The 16,592-nt window shown below is 61.3% G+C and carries 18 protein-coding genes; 10 read left to right on the top strand and 8 right to left on the bottom strand.

Annotated features, from left to right (window positions below):
• The first annotated feature begins 12 nt into the window (after positions 1-12).
• The 3 genes from FHR70_RS12030 to FHR70_RS12020 all read left to right on the top strand — a co-directional run bounded on the left by FHR70_RS12030 (position 13) and on the right by FHR70_RS12020 (position 1,886).
• Complete coding sequence (locus FHR70_RS12030; RefSeq protein WP_183450480.1) at positions 13-1,056, top strand: response regulator; 1,044 nt, start codon at positions 13-15, stop codon at positions 1,054-1,056.
• Positions 1,057-1,221: 165 nt separating this feature from the next.
• Complete coding sequence (locus FHR70_RS12025) at positions 1,222-1,587, top strand: hypothetical protein (protein WP_183450478.1); 366 nt, start codon at positions 1,222-1,224, stop codon at positions 1,585-1,587.
• A gap of 104 nt (positions 1,588-1,691) precedes the next feature.
• Complete coding sequence (locus tag FHR70_RS12020) at positions 1,692-1,886, top strand: hypothetical protein (protein WP_183450476.1); 195 nt, start codon at positions 1,692-1,694, stop codon at positions 1,884-1,886.
• A 3-nt stretch (positions 1,887-1,889) separates the two neighbouring features.
• On the opposite strand, the gene FHR70_RS12015 is transcribed toward FHR70_RS12020, so the two are convergent.
• Positions 1,890-2,099: a DUF2842 domain-containing protein gene (locus FHR70_RS12015; protein ID WP_183450474.1), complete on the bottom strand. Its 210-nt coding sequence runs from the start codon at positions 2,097-2,099 to the stop codon at positions 1,890-1,892.
• 157 nt (positions 2,100-2,256) lie between these two features.
• Here FHR70_RS12015 and FHR70_RS12010 point away from each other — a divergent pair, with 157 nt between their 5' ends.
• On the top strand, positions 2,257-3,297 hold the full coding sequence (locus FHR70_RS12010) for a COX15/CtaA family protein (RefSeq protein ID WP_246408182.1): 1,041 nt from the start codon (positions 2,257-2,259) through the stop codon (positions 3,295-3,297).
• A gap of 50 nt (positions 3,298-3,347) precedes the next feature.
• On the opposite strand, the gene FHR70_RS12005 is transcribed toward FHR70_RS12010, so the two are convergent.
• A complete protein-coding gene (locus tag FHR70_RS12005) occupies positions 3,348-3,758 on the bottom strand; it encodes a DUF1236 domain-containing protein (RefSeq protein WP_183450470.1) in 411 nt (136 codons plus the stop codon).
• A gap of 484 nt (positions 3,759-4,242) precedes the next feature.
• Here FHR70_RS12005 and FHR70_RS12000 point away from each other — a divergent pair, with 484 nt between their 5' ends.
• On the top strand, positions 4,243-4,914 hold the full coding sequence (locus FHR70_RS12000) for a ParA family protein (protein WP_183450468.1): 672 nt from the start codon (positions 4,243-4,245) through the stop codon (positions 4,912-4,914).
• 119 nt (positions 4,915-5,033) lie between these two features.
• On the opposite strand, the gene FHR70_RS11995 is transcribed toward FHR70_RS12000, so the two are convergent.
• From FHR70_RS11995 to FHR70_RS11985, 3 genes are all read right to left on the bottom strand, one after another.
• Positions 5,034-6,317, bottom strand: a complete 1,284-nt coding sequence (locus FHR70_RS11995) for an O-acetylhomoserine aminocarboxypropyltransferase (protein WP_183450466.1) — start codon at positions 6,315-6,317, stop codon at positions 5,034-5,036.
• Positions 6,318-6,465: 148 nt separating this feature from the next.
• Positions 6,466-6,873, bottom strand: coding sequence for a VOC family protein (locus FHR70_RS11990; protein ID WP_210277599.1), 408 nt, complete (start codon positions 6,871-6,873; stop codon positions 6,466-6,468).
• Between the two features lie 155 nt (positions 6,874-7,028).
• Positions 7,029-7,553 carry a CoA-binding protein gene (locus FHR70_RS11985; RefSeq protein ID WP_246408118.1) on the bottom strand — a complete coding sequence of 175 codons (525 nt, stop codon included), beginning with the start codon at positions 7,551-7,553 and terminating at the stop codon, positions 7,029-7,031.
• Positions 7,554-7,604: 51 nt separating this feature from the next.
• Between FHR70_RS11985 and FHR70_RS11980 the strand changes: the two genes are divergently transcribed.
• Positions 7,605-8,042 (top strand): PaaI family thioesterase, encoded by a 438-nt coding sequence (locus FHR70_RS11980; protein ID WP_183450462.1) that lies wholly within the window; start codon positions 7,605-7,607, stop codon positions 8,040-8,042.
• Between the two features lie 16 nt (positions 8,043-8,058).
• Here FHR70_RS11980 and FHR70_RS11975 read toward each other — a convergent pair whose 3' ends face one another.
• The gene (locus FHR70_RS11975; protein ID WP_183450460.1) at positions 8,059-8,685 is read right to left on the bottom strand and encodes a glutathione S-transferase family protein; all 627 of its coding nucleotides are present in this window, start codon (positions 8,683-8,685) and stop codon (positions 8,059-8,061) included.
• Between the two features lie 295 nt (positions 8,686-8,980).
• Between FHR70_RS11975 and rplM the strand changes: the two genes are divergently transcribed.
• The 3 genes from rplM (at position 8,981) to FHR70_RS24330 (ending at position 13,321) form a co-directional block, all read left to right on the top strand.
• A complete protein-coding gene (rplM, locus tag FHR70_RS11970; RefSeq protein WP_183450458.1) occupies positions 8,981-9,445 on the top strand; it encodes a 50S ribosomal protein L13 in 465 nt (154 codons plus the stop codon).
• Positions 9,446-9,448: 3 nt separating this feature from the next.
• A complete protein-coding gene (rpsI, locus tag FHR70_RS11965; protein WP_183450456.1) occupies positions 9,449-9,925 on the top strand; it encodes a 30S ribosomal protein S9 in 477 nt (158 codons plus the stop codon).
• A gap of 741 nt (positions 9,926-10,666) precedes the next feature.
• On the top strand, positions 10,667-13,321 hold the full coding sequence (locus FHR70_RS24330; protein ID WP_343058794.1) for a calcium-binding protein: 2,655 nt from the start codon (positions 10,667-10,669) through the stop codon (positions 13,319-13,321).
• Positions 13,322-13,483: 162 nt separating this feature from the next.
• Here the strand turns inward: FHR70_RS24330 and FHR70_RS11945 are convergent, their stop codons facing one another.
• On the bottom strand, positions 13,484-13,990 hold the full coding sequence (locus FHR70_RS11945; RefSeq protein ID WP_183450454.1) for a hypothetical protein: 507 nt from the start codon (positions 13,988-13,990) through the stop codon (positions 13,484-13,486).
• Between the two features lie 299 nt (positions 13,991-14,289).
• Here FHR70_RS11945 and argC point away from each other — a divergent pair, with 299 nt between their 5' ends.
• Positions 14,290-15,258: an N-acetyl-gamma-glutamyl-phosphate reductase gene (argC, locus tag FHR70_RS11940; RefSeq protein WP_183450452.1), complete on the top strand. Its 969-nt coding sequence runs from the start codon at positions 14,290-14,292 to the stop codon at positions 15,256-15,258.
• 132 nt (positions 15,259-15,390) lie between these two features.
• Here argC and FHR70_RS11935 read toward each other — a convergent pair whose 3' ends face one another.
• A complete protein-coding gene (locus FHR70_RS11935) occupies positions 15,391-16,281 on the bottom strand; it encodes a fumarylacetoacetate hydrolase family protein (protein ID WP_183450450.1) in 891 nt (296 codons plus the stop codon).
• Positions 16,282-16,592 lie beyond the last annotated feature (311 nt).

Raw genomic sequence — 16,592 nt, 5'->3', positions numbered from 1 at the left:
GTGACCACGATCATGACAACACAAAAAACAATTCTCTGCGTTGAAGACGAGGACGATCTCCGGAGCGATATCGCCGAGGAACTGGAAGCGGCAAACTATCGTGTGCTTCAGGCAGCCAATGGCAGCGAGGCGCTGGCGCTTCTCGAAAAGAACCGTCCGGATCTGGTTCTCTGCGACATCACCATGCCGGGCCTTGGCGGCTACGACGTTCTTAAAGCTCTGCGAGAGCAGGGGAGCATGGTGGACGTTCCCTTCATCTTCCTCACGGCTCTTGCCGAGCGCAACGACGTTCTGACCGGAAAGCAGGCCGGGGCAGACGATTACCTGGTCAAGCCCATTGATTACGAGATTCTGCTCGCGACGATTTCCGCTCGGCTCGATCAGGTCGCCCGGGTGCAGACGAGTGCTGTCCACAGGGCTGAGGAGTCCTGGCAGGAAATCCTCAAGGCGTCCCAGGGACGCACCGTGGAAGCCCTTTACAAGGCCACTTTCGCTTTCGACCGCTTCCTTGTGGGCGTCGTGATCGTCGATGAGGCCGGAGCCGTTCGAGTGATGAACAAGGAGGCGCAGCGCATTCTCGCCGAGGAGGATGGCCTGGGTGCGTCCCAGGGCATCCTGAAAGGCTCCGTGGCCAAGCAGAACAACAAGCTCTATTCGGCGATCGAGAAGGCCTTCGAGGAGGAAACCCTCGACGAAATCATCTCGTTCCCGCGTCTCTCGGGCGGACGGCCCTATCTTGTCCTGATTCCCGGCCAGCGCTTCTCGCCTGAGGAACGCCCTGAGGCCGTGGTGCTGCTCGTCATCGACACGGAACAGCGCGCCAAGGTTTCTGGCGACACATTGGTTCGCCTCTACAACCTGACTCCGTCCGAGACACGTGTCGCGCTCATGCTGATCGACGGCAAGCGCCTGGATCAGATCGCCGAGGAACTCGAGGTGGCTCAAACCACCGTCGTCTTCCATCTCAAGAACCTGTTCCGCAAGACGGACACCAACCGGCAGGCTGATCTTGTGCGCGTGCTTCTCTCGGTGCCTTTGCGAACCGCTGCTGACTGAACAACGTGCAAAAGCTGCGTTAAGAGATTGCTCACCATTCCGGCAAGATCGGTCAAAGCCCAAGCTTTGCCACAATCTGTTCAGCTTTCGGAGAGGTTTCGAACAGTATATCTCGTGACATGAAGAGGGAGACATAGAACCTCCCTTCTGTCGGGGGTGTTGATCATGAGGATCTTCCGTCTTGTTTCCGGCACGGCCGCCGCTCTGGCGCTGGTCTCCGGCCTGGCTGTCGCCGAACCGGCTGCAGCGCGTGATCGCCTGTCGCCCGGAGCCGCTGTGGCTCTCGGCGCTCTTGGAGGTCTTGCTGTGGGTGCCGCCGTTGGCGCCGCTGTGGCCCAGCCCCAGCCGCCGGTCGTCTACCGGGCTCCGCCTCCGCCACCACCGGTTTATGTGGAGGAGCGTCGGGTGCCGGTCTATTACGAGCGTCCGGTTCGCGAGCGGGTCTATGTGGAACAGTGCACCACTGAGCGCTACCGGGAGTGGGTTCCCGGCTGGGGCTGGGAGCACCGCAGCCGCAGGGTATGCCATTGATGCACTCGATCAGGCCCGCGTCCAAGCGGGCCTTTTCTTTGAAACGGCAGAGAACCGGGGTTTTTCTGCTGCGTTGATCGCATGAGAACCATGCGAGATTTGCCATGACCAGCACGCCGAAAGATCAGGCCGGTTCCGATCATACGAAGCTGAATCCGGGCGATCAGGCTGAGCCGGGCACCCCCGGGGCCGGCGAGAATGTGTGCCCGGAATGCAAGGGCAGCGGTCGGATCGGTGCGGCGGCGTGCCAGACCTGCGGTGGCACAGGCACCATCATCGAAGGGATCGGCGGCGCCTGAGCTTCAGGACTTGTCCGGCTTCGCCATCCAGCGGATGAGCGGCATGAGCGGAACGATCCAGATCAGGCCAAGGACAATGTAGGCCACCGTCTGGATGAGCTTTGGCGCCTGTGAAATTCTGCCCTCAGCGACCGCCATGGCAAAAAGCGCATAGAAGAGGATGAAGGCCAGCATCACCACTGTCCCGATCAGCTTTCGTGTGCGCGAGCCCATGGCGAAATCCTCAACGTGTCGAAATCTCATCACGACGGTGCGTCACCGGCATGAATTGCCTCCAGGAGGCGCAGCCTCTATGTGACGTTCGTATCCTGGGTTCAAGCCCTAATCGATGATGAGAGTGAGCATGGCTGTCGCAGCCTCCACAGAGAGCATGCCGCTGGCGCGCGTGCCTCAAACCCGATCCCTGTCCCCAGTCCGTGCCTGGATCTACAGCCTTGCCGCGCTGGTGGTGCTGATGGTCGCCGTCGGTGGCGCCACACGGCTGACCGGTTCAGGCCTTTCGATCACCGAATGGCGGCCGGTCACGGGTGCCATCCCGCCGCTCAGCGAGCAGGCCTGGCTGGTCGAGTTCGAGAAATATCGGCAGATTTCGCAATACGAGCTCGTGAACAAGGGCATGACCCTGTCCGAGTTCAAGTTCATCTATGGCTGGGAATGGGGACACCGGCAGCTCGGGCGCCTCATCGGTCTCGTGTTCTTCCTGCCGCTGGTCTGGTTCTGGGCCAGGGGCGTGATCAAGGGCAGGCTTGCCCTGACCCTCCTCGGCATCGGAGCCCTCGGGGGACTGCAGGGTGCCATCGGCTGGATCATGGTGGCCTCGGGGCTCGAGCCCGGCATGACCGCTGTCGCTCCCATCAAGCTTGCCCTTCACCTGACCGTTGCCAGCATCATCCTGGCCTGCCTCGTCTGGGTGGCAGCCGGTCTGAAGGATCGCTCCGATGAAGCGCCGGAGGTCTCGACGGGCCTTGCGCCTCGCATTCTTATGGGGCTGATCCTGTTCCAGATTGCTCTCGGCGGTCTGGTGGCAGGCTCGAAGGCGGGACTGACCTACAACACCTGGCCCCTGATGGATGGCGCCTTGGTGCCGTCGGCTTCCGCTCTGTTCTCCGTGTCGCCCTGGATCGAGAACTTCGTCGACAATGTCGTGCTGGTGCAGTTCAACCACCGCTTGGTCGCCTATGCCATCGTGGCCTTTGCCATATGGCATGCCTGGACCACGCGGCGGAGAGCATCGGGCTCCAAGGCTGCCAGTCGGGCCACGGTTATGGCCGGTCTGACCCTGGCTCAGATGGTGCTCGGCATCGTGACCCTGCTGCTCGTGGTGCCTCTCTGGGCCGGTCTCGCACATCAGGTCTTCGCGATGGCTGTTCTCGCCATGGCTGCGGTTCATGCCCGGGTGAGCGTCGCCTGATATGAAAAGGGCGGCCTTTCGGCCGCCCTGATCTTCAACCGCTTTGGTGATTAGCGAATGACCTGGACGATGCGGCGGGTGCCGGGCTCGACCAGAACCGGGGTGTCGTTGACCACGGTGTAGCGGTAGTTGGTGACGCCGTACTGCTGCGGGACCTCGTAATACTGCACGCCAGAGGCTGGCAGGGTCGCGCCGACGCGAACCTCTTCCTGGTAACGGTAGGACGGAACACCCTGCGTCACAACGTATTGGCGGAACTGCGGCTGCTGCTGCTCGGCAAGGCCGCCCACGATCGCGCCCGTCACGCCGCCGATGGCTGCGCCAACCGGACCGCCCACGATAGCGCCGCCAACCGCGCCGGTGGTCGCACCGGCCGCAGCGCCGCCGCCGGACTGAGCGAAAGCGCCAACCGGCGCAAGAGCCACGAGAACAGCGCCTGCAAACAAGATCTTCTTCGACATTTGTCAGCTCCTCACTGGTGAAGTCTGGAGCTTAACGGCCAAGCACAAGGGTGGTTCCGAGTCTCGAAAGCAGGTTTGAACACAAAATGTGAAAAATTCCCACGCCCTTTCTGCGTAGCCGCGACGTTCAGCGTTCAACGTTAGGGAAGCATGGGCCCTCAGTGAATATCAAGATTCGATGGCTCATATTTCCTGAGGCGTTGCAGGCGCCAACCGGGCTGCCTTCATCGAACGGACTGCTACAGGGTGCAAATCAAACAGCACTTTGTAGTCCTCTTCGGCTGCCAAGCTTCGTGCAGTCACGCTCAATAGTCCCTCGCATAGGAGAAAACGAGCGGCTCCGCCCGAAGACCACTGAAAAATCACAGTGGGAACAGTGCAGGAATTAGGAAATCAGTACTTGCTCTGATACAGGTGAACAATATTAAGATAGCCTCAACCCTCAAGCGCAGTGCTGTAGGAACAGGCTGATAAGGAGTCAGGCATGAACGTGCTGGTCTTTGCTTCGCGAAAAGGCGGCTCGGGTAAGAGCACGCTCGCTGCTCACCTCGCGAGTTATATCGCCAACCCTTCACGCCCCACATTGCTGATCGACAACGACCCGCAGGGGTCCCTGTCCTTGTGGCACAAGATCCGGAACCAGGAATACCTTGGCCTCAGGCACAACGTCCGCAACATTGCGGATGCGATCCGGGATGCCAAGCGCGAGGGCTACGAGTGGATCCTTGTCGATACGCCGCCGAACAAGTCATCCATCGTTGCCGAGGCGATCAAGCAAGCAACCCTCGTGATCATTCCGACCCGGGCGAGCCTGTTCGACATCGCGGCCCTTCAGGATACCGTGGCCATCGCCCGCGAGCATCGCAAGCCCTATGCGGCCGTAATCAACGCCGCCCCGGCCAAGCACGGGGATAACGAGGCCGCCGTCGTGGCTGACGCGCGTGGCGCTCTGAATGCGCTTCAGGTTCCGGTCTGGGCCGGCCAGATCACGCACCGGCCGGAACTGACGCTCTCCCTGGCAACAGGCGAGGGCGCTCGGGAATACGATGCCAATTCACAAGGCGCCGATGAGATCGGACGCCTTTGGACGGCTCTCGAGCGTTCGCTCAACGCGATCCACAACACCTACAAGAAGGCCGGCTCCCGCGCCGCGTAAGTGTTGCTTTCAATTCAATGGAAAAGGCGGCTCTCGGGCCGCCCTTTTTTTGTTTTTGTCCCGCTGTCATTCCGGGGCGCCGGAGGTGAGCCCGGAATGACAGTGGGGGCTAGGTCCAATTAAGCCGCGTCGAGCGCCTGGTTGAGGTCGTCGATCAGGTCTTGCGTATCCTCGAGGCCGATGGACAGGCGCACCACCTCAGGGCCGGCTCCGGCCTGGGTCTTCTGCTCATCCGTGAGCTGGCGGTGCGTGGTCGAGGCCGGGTGGATCACCAGGGAGCGCGTGTCGCCGATATTGGCCAGATGCGAGAACAGCTTGAGGTTCGACACCAGCTTCACACCCGCCTCGTAGCCGCCTTTCAGGCCGAAGGTGAACACGGCACCAGCGCCCTTCGGGCAGTATTGCTTGGCGAGGTTGTGGTATCGGTCCGAGCGCAGGCCCGGATAGCTGACCCAGGAAATCTTGCTGTGGCCTTGCAGATGCTCGGCGACCGCCAGCGCGTTGTCCGAATGACGCTGCATGCGCAGCGGCAGGGTCTCGATACCGTTGAGGATCAGGAAGGCGTTGAACGGTGAGAGGGCCGGGCCGAGGTCACGCAGGCCGAGGACGCGGCAGGCGATGGCGAAGCCGAAATTCCCAAACGTCTCGCCCAGCACCATGCCGGCGTATTCAGGGCGCGGCTTGGAGAGCATCGGGTAGCGGTCATCGCCGGCGAAGTTGAACGTGCCGCCATCCACGATCAGGCCGCCGACGGAGTTGCCGTGGCCGCCGAGAAACTTGGTGGCCGAGTGCACGATGATGTCCGCGCCATGCTCGAACGGGCGGATCAGGTAGGGGGAGGCCATCGTGTTGTCGACGATGAAGGGGATGCGGTGCTTCTTGGCAATCGCCGCAATGGCCTGCAGGTCAACGATCACGCCACCCGGATTGGCAATGGATTCGACGAAGATCGCCTTTGTCTTCGGGGTGATGGCCGCCTCGAAGGAGGATGGATCGTCCGAATCGGCCCAAACCACGTTCCAGCCGAAGTTCTTATAGGCATGGTTGAACTGGTTGATCGAGCCGCCATAGAGCTTGCGCGCGGCCACGAACTCATCGCCCGGCTGGAGCAGGGTATGGAAGGTCAGGAACTCGGCCGCGTGGCCTGAGGCCACCGCCAGTGCCGCCGTGCCGCCTTCAAGCGCCGCAACACGCTCTTCCAAAACTGCGCAGGTCGGGTTACCGATGCGCGAATAGATGTTGCCGAAGGCCTGGAGCCCGAAGAGAGAAGCGGCATGATCCACGTCGTCGAAGACGAAGGAGGTCGTTTGATAGATCGGTGTCGCCCGGGCGCCGGTCGCAGCATCAGGAGCCGCTCCGGCATGAATGGCGAGCGTGTTGAAGCCTGGCAGACGGTCGGTCATGGTCGGAGCCCGTTCCTGTAAAGACATGAATGCGTTCTATTTAAAGAACGTATCGTTCTTCCGTCAAGGCGTTCTTCAATTGCCGAGAGCGTTTGGGATGCCCAGTGTCCTGCCCCGCGAGCGCACCGCGTGAAGCGGAACCATCGCTTTAATCACCCTTTGCGTTGATCTCCACGATATGCCCATCCGGGTCCAGGAGATAGACTTGAGGGAAGCCCGCGGGCCCATGGCGTTTCACCAGCAGCCTCTTCCCGCTGTCTTCAGAGGCGTTTTCGGCATAGCCGTGTCGGTTCAGGTGATCGAGTGCAGCGTCGAAATCCTCCACCTGCAGGGCGAAGTGGCAGTCGTTGTTGTCGATCCCAGAATTGGCCCGGAAGGTGGCCTCCGGGTGAACCACGAGATGGACCTGCGAGGAGCCCATGTCGAGCCAAGCGCCTGCCACGGGGAAATCGGGCCGGGCCGCAGGCATCAGACAGAGGACTCCGCTGTAAAAGGCCAGAGACCGCTCAAGGTCCCGCGTTGCGATGGCGACATGATGAACGGCTTGGATCTTCATCCTCTGCGCCTCCTGAAGAGCATCCGCGTTTTCACAAGGTACAGTAACCCAGCCGGATGCGCATGGGACGTTTCGCGTTTCCAGGTCCTGACCTTAGATCGCCGGCCCCTTCAACAGCGGATCGCTCGACTTGTCCCTGGAACGGGGCACGCCGATCAAGGCCGGTTGAGGCTGAGCTTCTGAAAGCCCTTGCCTGAGAGAACCGGCTTCTTCGCGCTGATCATCCGGGAATTGACGCCCTGCCACGAAATCTCCCCGGAAAGGCGGCCGAACTCGATCTTCGGGCAGCGGTCCATGACCACTTTCAGACCCTTCGCTTCTGCCTTGGCCGCTGCGTCGTCGTTGCGGACGGAGAGCTGCATCCAGAGAACCTTCGGCAGCGGATCGAGTGCGAGGGCCTCGTCCGTGATCGGACCTGCGGCCTCCGAGTTGCGGAAGACCTCGACCATGTCGATCGGGACGGGCACGTCCTTCAGGGAAGCGTAGACCGTCTTGCCCAGAAGCTCGGTGCCGGCCAGTCCCGGATTGATCGGGATCACGTCGTAGCCTCGCTCCAGCAGGTACTTGGTGACGATCCAGCTCGGGCGTGCCGGATTCTGCGAGGCGCCGACCAGCGCGATGGTCTTCACGCTGTTGAGGATGCCGCGGATGTAATCGTTCGGATAATTGTCGTGATTCATGAAGGGAACGTATGGGATAGGGCAGGGCAGTTCAATGAGCATCGCAGATTCATGGCATCGCACCATCCCATCATGACCCGAGACGAGCTCGCGGCGTTCCTCGACCAGGAGTTCCCGCAGATCCACATCGGAGGGCAAACCTATTTCGTGGATGAGGTCGGACCTCTCTCTGCCAGGATGCGGATGGCCTACCACGACCGTCATATCCGACCGGGCGGAACGATCTCGGGGCCGGCCATGATGGCCCTGGCGGATCTCGCCCTCTACGTGGCGATCCTGGCGCATATCGGCCCGGTGGCGCTCGCCGTCACCACGAGCCTGAACTTCAACTTCCTGAGGAAGCCCGAGCAGCGCGACCTCATCGCCGATTGCCGGCTCTTGAAGCTGGGCAAGCGTCTGGCGGTCGGCGACGTATCTATTTACTCGGACGGCAGTTCCGATGTGGTCTGTCACGCGACCGGGACCTATTCGATCCCGGAGCGTCGATGACATCAAAGGCCTGGATCTATGCTTTCGGCGGCAAGAGCGCGTCATCAATCCCGCGAGCGCGGATCGCCGCTGGACGATTGCCGATCCGGTTCCAGTAGGCCTCGAAGGCGGGCCGCTTCTCCAGGGTTCCGAACATCATGCCCCAGCCGATCTGGGAGCCCACATATACATCGGCGGCGCTGAACTGATCACCGGCGATGTATTCGGATTGGGAGACCGCATATTCGAGGGCGCTCAGCACATCGCCGATGGAGCCATAGCCCACCATACGTTGGCGCTCATCTGGCACCTCGAAACCGAGGGACTTGTTGCTGATGGCAGCCTCCACCGGCCCGGCCGCGAAGAACATCCAACGGTAATAGGTGCCCCGGCGGGGATCTCCCGGAGGCGGCGCCAGCCTTGCATTGGGGAAGGCATCGGCCAGATAGGCGCAGATCGCCGCCGCCTCGGTGACCACCACGCCCTCGTGAAGGATCGCCGGCACCTTGCCCATGGGATTGATGGCCCGATAGCCGGGTGCCTTCATGTCGGAGCCGAAACCTAGAATCTCCGCCCGATAGGCGCAGCCCGTTTCCTCCAGCATCCAGCGCACGATACGGCCGCGCGACATGGGATTCGTGAAGAAGATCAGTTCGTTTGCCATGGATGGCCTCTTGTTATCGTTGTGGGCTGATTGTGCCTCAGACTTACAGCCAAGCATAGTCTCTGCCGGTATGAGAGAAGCAGCATGTGGTTTTTTACTACCACATATGTGGTGTCTTATTACCTTTATAGTCCAAGATGCTGGTTTATATGATATTTTCAGTGCTATGAAGCCTGCCGTTTGCGGTTGACTTCTGCATTCGCAGTCACTAAACAGCCCTCACTCGCCGCCGCATCTCGCGGCGGTTTGTCATTTTCAGAACCTGAGCCTTAGGGCTCTAACGGGATACAGCGCAATGAAGACTACAACTTCGCTGAAGCCCGCCGAGGTCGAGAAGAAGTGGGTTGTGATCGACGCGAAGGGCCTCGTTGTAGGCCGTCTTGCGACGATCGTGGCTATGCGCCTGCGCGGTAAGCATAAGCCCAGCTACACGCCCCACGTCGACTGCGGCGATAACGTCATCGTCATCAACGCCGACAAGGTGGTGTTCACCGGCCGCAAGCGCGAGCAGAAGGTGTACTATCACCACACCGGTTACCCGGGCGGCATCAAGGAGCGCACCGCGCGTTTCATTCTCGACGGCCGCTTCCCTGAGCGCGTGGTCGAGAAGGCTGTGGAGCGCATGCTCCCCCGCGGCCCGCTTTTCCGTCAGATCATGGGCAACCTGCGCGTCTATGGCGGCACTGAGCATCCTCATACCGCTCAGCAGCCGGAAGTCCTGGACGTCGCGGCCCTCAACAGCAAGAACGTGAGGGCTTAATCCATGGCGACCCTTCAGTCTCTCGCAGACCTGCGCACTAACGCCCAGACTGCTGCTCCGGAAGCTCCGAAGCACGTCCAGAAACTCGACTCCCTCGGCCGTGCCTATGCCACCGGCAAGCGCAAGGACGCGGTTGCCCGCGTGTGGATCAAGCCCGGCTCCGGCAAGATCGTGATCAACGGCCGCACGGCCGAGGTGTACTTCGCCCGTCCCGTGCTCCGCATGATCCTGGCGCAGCCGCTCCAGATCGCCCAGCGCGAAGGTCAGTACGACATCGTCGTGAACGTCAATGGTGGCGGTCTCTCCGGCCAGGCCGGCGCTGTCCGTCACGGCCTCGCCAAGGCGCTGACCTACTACGAGCCGGAGCTTCGCGGCCCGCTCAAGAAGGAAGGCTTCCTGACCCGCGATCCGCGCGTCGTCGAGCGTAAGAAATACGGCAAGAAGAAAGCCCGCCGCAGCTTCCAGTTCTCGAAGCGCTAAGGCTTATTCAGCCATATGGTTTAGAAAGGGCGGCTCTCGGGCCGCCCTTTGTGTGTTCCGGAAGGATGCATGCGCCTCAGCTTAACCTTCTACGAGGGCTCGAAGTTTGGAATCCGGTCTTTCTGGTGCGGCTTGGCATGGGAATCGTCCGTTGTCGCCAGATTACAAAAGCCGACGTAGATGCGGCTTCCCTCCAACCATCCTGTGGTGCGATTGCGCACGCGGCGGACGCGTAAGCCGATAATCGCGACACGCTCTCGATTGCAACTCTCGGGCGTAAAGAGGGGTTTGAGGGCCTCCGAAGGCTCGCTCCATGGATGGAAAAGTCTTAATGTGAGCCTTGCGCTGGCAGTTATCCCAAAACACTAGTCTGCAACTTGTAATAAAATTTATCGAGTTCGATCAAGGCCGTACCTTTAAGAGGGCTCTATATTCGGAGAGTAGGAATGCCTTCCGAGACCGGTAACAGATATTAGAAATGTTACTATGTGTCGGTAGAGTTCAATGTCCGCTCCAACTCTAGAGGCTTGGTGTTCTTGGCTCGAGAATCGGTATGGCCGCGCCATCTCGTTTTGTTACATCGGGGTCGGCGGCAAAGTCGTCACTGTTGGGACTGGAAACCAGCAAGGGGAGACAATCACGGTCGGAGAAGAAACCGAACTGTCTCAAATTCAACGTATCCCGCCAATGTCTGTAACGGACGCCGCTGGGAACGACATCGCAATCAAGAATGCCACGCTCGTGAAAAACTGGGATGGCACATATACGATGACCTTTGAGTACTATGACGGCTCGAAGGAGATCCAGAATTACAATCCCCTCATGAATTCCGTCAGTGTCGTTCAATATATGGAAGACGGCCGAAAGCTCGTTCAGAGCCATGACGGAAATGGCAGTTACCAGTTCACTGAATTCGACGCGAACGGCGACTTGATCGCATCCGGGAGAGATGACGGACACTGGAGAGAGACCACTTTCTTCCTGCCGGATGGGGTGGCTTATGAATCTTACGACGGCATAGCCGACACGACGACGACCAGAACCCACTACACGGATGGGAGATCTCGCGAAGAGACGACGGATAACGTCACTCGTGTGGTGAATTATGTAGCCCGCGGGGCAGATGGAAAAATCCAAGAGGAAGGAACGCGAAGCCCTCTGGGGAATGCCACGATCAAGATGTACCTCCCCGACGGTCGCTTTGCTACAATGATCTACGAGAATGGGAACATCGTCTCGGGTGAGATGACGTATCCTATAGGCCCCTGGGGCCAAGCTTTCCGAGACATCGGAAGCCGTCTCAGCGCGAATGCATCGAGCGTATGGGACTTCGTCGCCGGCGGCGGGCCGAAGGCGCCGGTAAAAGGCGCGACGGAGGTGAGCGTCGGTACTCACAAGTACCGGGTCGAGACAGCCCTGGGCACGACATCCGGTGAGGTCCTGAGCGGCAACGGAATTATTGCTGGCGCTGGCGGCAATGACGTCCTGGTTGGCGGTTCGCGTTCCGACATGCTGGTTGGTGGCTCCGGTGACGATATCCTGAACGGCGGCGCGGGTGCGGATCATCTGATCGGCGGTTCGGGCGCAGGCGACATGGCGGCCTATAACGGCCTCAATGGCCAAGGCGTGGTGGTGAGCCTCGCTAACAGCGCCGACAACACCGGTGAGGCAGCCGGCGACACTTATGACGGCGTCGAGAACGTCGCGGGCACCGCCTACAACGACGTGCTGATCGGAGATACCGGCAACAACATGCTCTACGGCCAGGGATCTGACGACATTCTGCGCGGTGGGGCAGGCGCCGATGTGCTCGATGGTGGCGCGGGCTTCGACTGGGCTTCGTATCTGGAGGCGAGCGCCGGCGTGGTGGTCGACCTGACCGCGCCAGCGGCCAATGCCGGCGAGGCGCGCGGCGACATCCACTGCAACATCGAGGCGCTGCAGGGCTCCAACCACGCCGACGCGTTCCTCGGCGATGCCATCGGCAACGCGCTGTTCGGCCTCGGCGGCGCCGACTGGCTGGTCGGCCGCGGCGGCAACGATCATCTCGATGGCGGCGAGGGCAACGATACGCTGAACGGCGGGGTCGGGGCCGATGTCCTCGAGGGCGGCGTGGGCTTCGACTGGGCCGTGTACACCGATGCCACGGCCGGAGTGCGGGTGGACCTGCTCAACCGGGCGCTCAACAGCGGTGAAGCGGCCGGCGATACTCTCATTAACATCGAGGCGCTGCAGGGCTCGAACTATGCCGACCAGCTCGCCGGCACGGACGGCGACAACTGGCTCTGGGCCTTGGCCGGCAACGACGTGCTGCACGGCCGCGGCGGCAACGACGTTCTCGACGGCGGGGCCGGCGACGACATCCTCAACGGCGGCGCCGGGGCCGACACCCTGCACGGCAGCGGCGGCTTCGACTGGGCCTCGTACATCGATGCGACTGCGGGCGTGGTGGTGAACCTGAGCGACCGCTCGAAGAACACCGGCGAGGCGGGGGGCGACGTCTATTACGGCATCCGCGGCGTGCAGGGCTCGAACCATGGCGACAGCCTGACCGCCGATACCAGCACGCAGGGCAATGCCCTGTCGGGGCTGGGCGGCAACGACGTGCTGGTCGGGCGCAAGGGCAACGACCATCTCGACGGCGGTACAGGTGATGACATCCTGCAGGGCAACGAGGGCGCCGACGTGCTGAATGGCGGCGCCGACTTTGACTGGGCGTCGTATATCTATGCGACCTCCGGGGTGGTGGCGAGCCTGCTGAACAGCGCGGCCAACACCGGCGAGGCGGCCGGCGACACCTACATCGGCATCGAGGCGCTGCAGGGCTCGGCCTACAACGACGTGCTCACGGCGGCCGATTATCTCGCCGGCAACGCGCTTGTGGGACTGGGCGGCAACGACGTGCTCAACGGCCGCATCGGCAACGACTATCTCGAGGGCGGGGAGGGCCACGACACGCTCTGGGGCCAGGACGGGGCCGACGTGCTCACCGGGGGCAGCGGCAGCGACACGCTTTCGGGCGGGGCGGGCTCCGACCAGCTCACCGGCGGGGTGGGTTCGGACCTGTTCCGCTTCGACACGGCGTTGGGCACCGGCGGCATCGACCGGATCGCCGACTTCACGGTCGGCGAGGACAAGATCGCGCTGTCGCGCAGCGTGTTCGCCGGGCTCGATCTCGGGGGCTACGCTTCACTGTCGGGCACGTCCTCCTCGGTTGCGGCCTCGGTGTTCACGGTGGGCCGCGGCGCGACGAGCCTGGAGCACCGGCTGATCTACAACAGCGGCACCGGCGCGCTGTTCTACGACGCCGACGGCATCGGCGGAGCCGCCCAGGTGCAGTTCGCCACCCTCGCTCCCAACCTGCTCCTCAACCAGAACTCATTCGTGATGATCTGATCCAAGAAGGTTTGGTTTATTGGCGATTACGAAAGGGCGGTCTTTGGACCGCCCTTTTAATGAGCCGCGCCGACGCCGCGCATATGGAAATAATCCACGGCAACCCGCTGGCGCTATTCGATCGTAAACTGGGGATACCACCCGTTCAAATAGTGCCTGTCTTCAGGCCAGAGCGCGCTCAAGCTCGGCCTTCGTCATCCGCGAACGGCCGGGAATGTTGCGCTTGCGGGCGCGTTCCATGAGCTGGACTTTCGTCGTGGCGGTTCGGTGAGCGCTTTTACGGGCTCTGGCGGCTTTCTTCGCGACGTCGCGGGGCTGTTTCGAGAACTGCTTGCCCGTGCGGGTATCTGCCCGCTTCTTGTCGCTTGAGCGCTTGTATTCGCTGTCCGTCAGCTTTTCACGGCTCTTGCGCGGCAGATAGCGCTCACCGGTCTCCTGGCTCTTCCTGCCTGATTTCGTTCCCCAATCCTCGTCCTGCCACTGCTTGAGGTGGTTGTCCGAGGTCTTCCGGCCCTCGTAGCCGCCGCCTTCCTTCTTGTACTCGGCCACAGCCATCTGGGCCTTGCGGGCCGACCATTGGCCTTCCTTGCCGCCTTTGGCGCTCTTTGTGACCTTGGCCTTCACCGTTTCCCAAAGTCTGGAATTTGTCTTCTTCGCCGTGCCTGCCATCAGAGCCGCCTGCCTGTTGTCCAAGAATTCGAGTGCAACCGCGCCGATCCTCAAGGGTTCCGAAACCTTTGGCAGGCTCATTTCTTGACAAGCCAGGCTGTATGGCTGCATAGATCCAGAATGATTATCGTTTCAGACATCCGACGTAGCCTGTCCGCCGCGCCTGCGCGCCTGCGATGACGGCTGCCTGTCCGTTCGTCTGCCAGCCGCGCCCTCTGCGCGGCTTTTCTTTTTCCTGAAACCTTGCAGGTCTTGAACGCTTCGCCCTATCTCAGCCTCGACGACAGATTGGATCGATCATGACCTCGACCCTCGACAGATCAATGGGCCTCAGCCAGCAGACGAAAACCGTCTTCATCGACGGGGAGGCGGGCACCACCGGCCTCGGCATTCGCGAGCGCCTGAAGGACGTGCCCGGCGTTGCGATTCGCAGCATCGATCCGGAACGGCGCAAGGATCCGGCCGCCAAGCGGGCAGTTTTGGCCGAGGTCGATCTCGTGGTGCTCTGCCTCCATGACGATGCGGCTCGGGAGACCGTGAGCCTTGTCGATGACCTGAACGATCATAAGCCCCGGATTCTCGATGCCAGTACGGCACACCGGGTGAGCCCGGGCTGGGTCTATGGCTTTGCCGAACTCGATTCCGCTCAGCGGGAGGCAGTCGCGAAGGCCGACCGGGTCGCCAATCCGGGCTGCTATCCGACCGGTGCCATCGCGCTCATCCGGCCCCTGGTGGATGCCGGACTCATCCCGGCCGATTACCCGGTCAGCGTGAACGCGGTGAGCGGCTACAGCGGCGGCGGACGCTCGATGATCGAGGCTTACGAGGCCGGCACCGCGCCTGCCTTTGAGCTCTATGGCCTTGGCTTCGAGCACAAGCATGTTCCCGAGCTGCAAAAGTATACCGGCCTGACCCGGCGGCCGATCTTCATTCCCTCGGTGGGTAATTTTCGGCAGGGCATGCTGGTGAGCGTACCGCTCCATCTCGACATGCTGCCGGGCGGGCCGAAGGCCGCGGATCTTGAGGCTGCCCTGATGGCGCACTACCAGGGCGGCGGTCTCGTCAGCGTGGTGCCGACGATCCGGGACGGCAAGAAGATCGAACGCATCGAGCCGGAAGCCTTGAATGACACGGACCGGCTGGAACTCTTCGTGTTCCAGCATGACGACTACAAGCATGCGCTTCTGGTCGCCCGCCTCGACAATCTCGGCAAGGGTGCTTCGGGCGCGGCGGTGCAGAACATTCAGCTCATGCTGGGGCTGATCTGAGAGCAGTTCTGTCCTGGTTCGTCATCACCGGCCTAGTGCCGGTGACTTCGATGGAAAATTTGACAGCACTCTTCAAATCAGGATGGCCGGGACAAGCCCGGCCATGACGTGAGAGCGCTTCTCCTGATGGCTTTAGTGTCCCTTCCAGCTCTTGCTGGCGTCCACAGCACCTGGGTTGTCCTCATATGCCACAAAGCGCTGGCGCTGTTCGCCCAGGCCCTCGATGCCGAGCGAAACCACGTCGCCGGCTTTGAGGAAGCGCTGAGGCTTCATGCCCATGCCGACGCCCGGGGGAGTGCCGGTGGTGATTACGTCGCCGGGCTCCAGGATCATGAAGTGCGAGACGTAAGAGACGATCTGCGCGATGTTGAAGATCATGGTCTTGGTCGAACCGTTCTGAACGCGCTCGCCGTTGACGTCGAGCCACATGGAGAGGTTCTGCGGATCCGGGATTTCGTCCTTGGTCACCATCCAGGGACCGAGGGGCCCGAAGGTCGGGCAGCCCTTGCCCTTGGTCCAGGTGCCGCCGCGCTCGATCTGAAACTCACGCTCCGAAACGTCATTGCAGACGCAGTAGCCGGCCACGAAATTCAGTGCCTCGTTGGCGCCGACATAAGACGCCCGCTCGCCGATCACGATGGCCAGTTCGACTTCCCAATCGGTCTTCTGGGACCCACGGGGGATAATCACGTCGTCATTGGGGCCGACGATGCAGGATGGGGCCTTGTTGAAGACGATGGGCTCCGCCGGAATCGCCGCGCCCGTCTCGGCAGCGTGGTCGGCATAGTTCAACCCGATCGCGATGAAGTTGCGGACCTGGCCGACGCAGGCGCCCAGGCGTTGGCCGGCGGGTGCGACCGGAAGGCTGGACGGATCGGCCTGACGGATGCGGTTCAATGACTCTGAGGACAACGTCGCTCCGATGATGTCGGGAACGAGGCTCGATAAGTCACGAACCTGTCCTTGAGCATCAACCAACCCGGGCTTCTCGCGTCCCGCTTCCCCATATCTCACCAGCTTCATCAAACGCTCCTCTCGTTGCGGCATGTGCATAATTGGCGCGAACGCGCTTCGCTACAATGCATTTTCCTAGCGCAAATATGTTGCCGTTTTGCCACGAGTGCTCACAAAGTGCGCGATATCCCTGCTGCCAAAGGTGTTAGAAAAGTGCCTTCCGTTAGGCGTCAATACATTCGTTTATATATGAACCATTGTTCCATACTTACCATTGCTAAAGTTGTCGATGAGTAAGATGTAGTATTAAGCGCTTCATATACGCTGTGTTTATAAGTTATTAACAGCCTAATCCGGTCTCACAATCATATTGCGGCTAA

The sequence above is a fragment of the Microvirga lupini genome (assembly GCF_014191055.1).
Lineage (GTDB): Bacteria > Pseudomonadota > Alphaproteobacteria > Rhizobiales > Beijerinckiaceae > Microvirga > Microvirga lupini_A.
Note: the sequence above shows the minus strand (reverse complement) of the source record. Positions and strands in the feature narration are given on the sequence as shown.

What these genes read in the sequence shown, in the direction of transcription:
- FHR70_RS11990 (WP_210277599.1), bottom strand. Translation starts at nt 6,873, where the DNA reads ATGAAGATCCAAGCCGTTCATCATGTCGCCATCGCAACGCGGGACCTT.
- FHR70_RS11975 (WP_183450460.1), bottom strand. Translation starts at nt 8,685, where the DNA reads ATGGCAAACGAACTGATCTTCTTCACGAATCCCATGTCGCGCGGCCGT.
- FHR70_RS11935 (WP_183450450.1), bottom strand. Translation starts at nt 16,281, where the DNA reads ATGAAGCTGGTGAGATATGGGGAAGCGGGACGCGAGAAGCCCGGGTTG.
- FHR70_RS12030 (WP_183450480.1), top strand. Translation starts at nt 13, where the DNA reads ATGACAACACAAAAAACAATTCTCTGCGTTGAAGACGAGGACGATCTC.
- FHR70_RS12025 (WP_183450478.1), top strand. Translation starts at nt 1,222, where the DNA reads ATGAGGATCTTCCGTCTTGTTTCCGGCACGGCCGCCGCTCTGGCGCTG.
- FHR70_RS11985 (WP_246408118.1), bottom strand. Translation starts at nt 7,553, where the DNA reads ATGAATCACGACAATTATCCGAACGATTACATCCGCGGCATCCTCAAC.
- FHR70_RS11995 (WP_183450466.1), bottom strand. Translation starts at nt 6,317, where the DNA reads ATGACCGACCGTCTGCCAGGCTTCAACACGCTCGCCATTCATGCCGGA.
- rpsI (WP_183450456.1), top strand. Translation starts at nt 9,449, where the DNA reads ATGGCGACCCTTCAGTCTCTCGCAGACCTGCGCACTAACGCCCAGACT.
- FHR70_RS11945 (WP_183450454.1), bottom strand. Translation starts at nt 13,990, where the DNA reads ATGGCAGGCACGGCGAAGAAGACAAATTCCAGACTTTGGGAAACGGTG.
- argC (WP_183450452.1), top strand. Translation starts at nt 14,290, where the DNA reads ATGACCTCGACCCTCGACAGATCAATGGGCCTCAGCCAGCAGACGAAA.
- FHR70_RS12010 (WP_246408182.1), top strand. Translation starts at nt 2,257, where the DNA reads ATGCCGCTGGCGCGCGTGCCTCAAACCCGATCCCTGTCCCCAGTCCGT.
- FHR70_RS12020 (WP_183450476.1), top strand. Translation starts at nt 1,692, where the DNA reads ATGACCAGCACGCCGAAAGATCAGGCCGGTTCCGATCATACGAAGCTG.
- FHR70_RS12015 (WP_183450474.1), bottom strand. Translation starts at nt 2,099, where the DNA reads ATGGGCTCGCGCACACGAAAGCTGATCGGGACAGTGGTGATGCTGGCC.
- FHR70_RS12005 (WP_183450470.1), bottom strand. Translation starts at nt 3,758, where the DNA reads ATGTCGAAGAAGATCTTGTTTGCAGGCGCTGTTCTCGTGGCTCTTGCG.
- FHR70_RS11980 (WP_183450462.1), top strand. Translation starts at nt 7,605, where the DNA reads ATGGCATCGCACCATCCCATCATGACCCGAGACGAGCTCGCGGCGTTC.
- rplM (WP_183450458.1), top strand. Translation starts at nt 8,981, where the DNA reads ATGAAGACTACAACTTCGCTGAAGCCCGCCGAGGTCGAGAAGAAGTGG.
- FHR70_RS12000 (WP_183450468.1), top strand. Translation starts at nt 4,243, where the DNA reads ATGAACGTGCTGGTCTTTGCTTCGCGAAAAGGCGGCTCGGGTAAGAGC.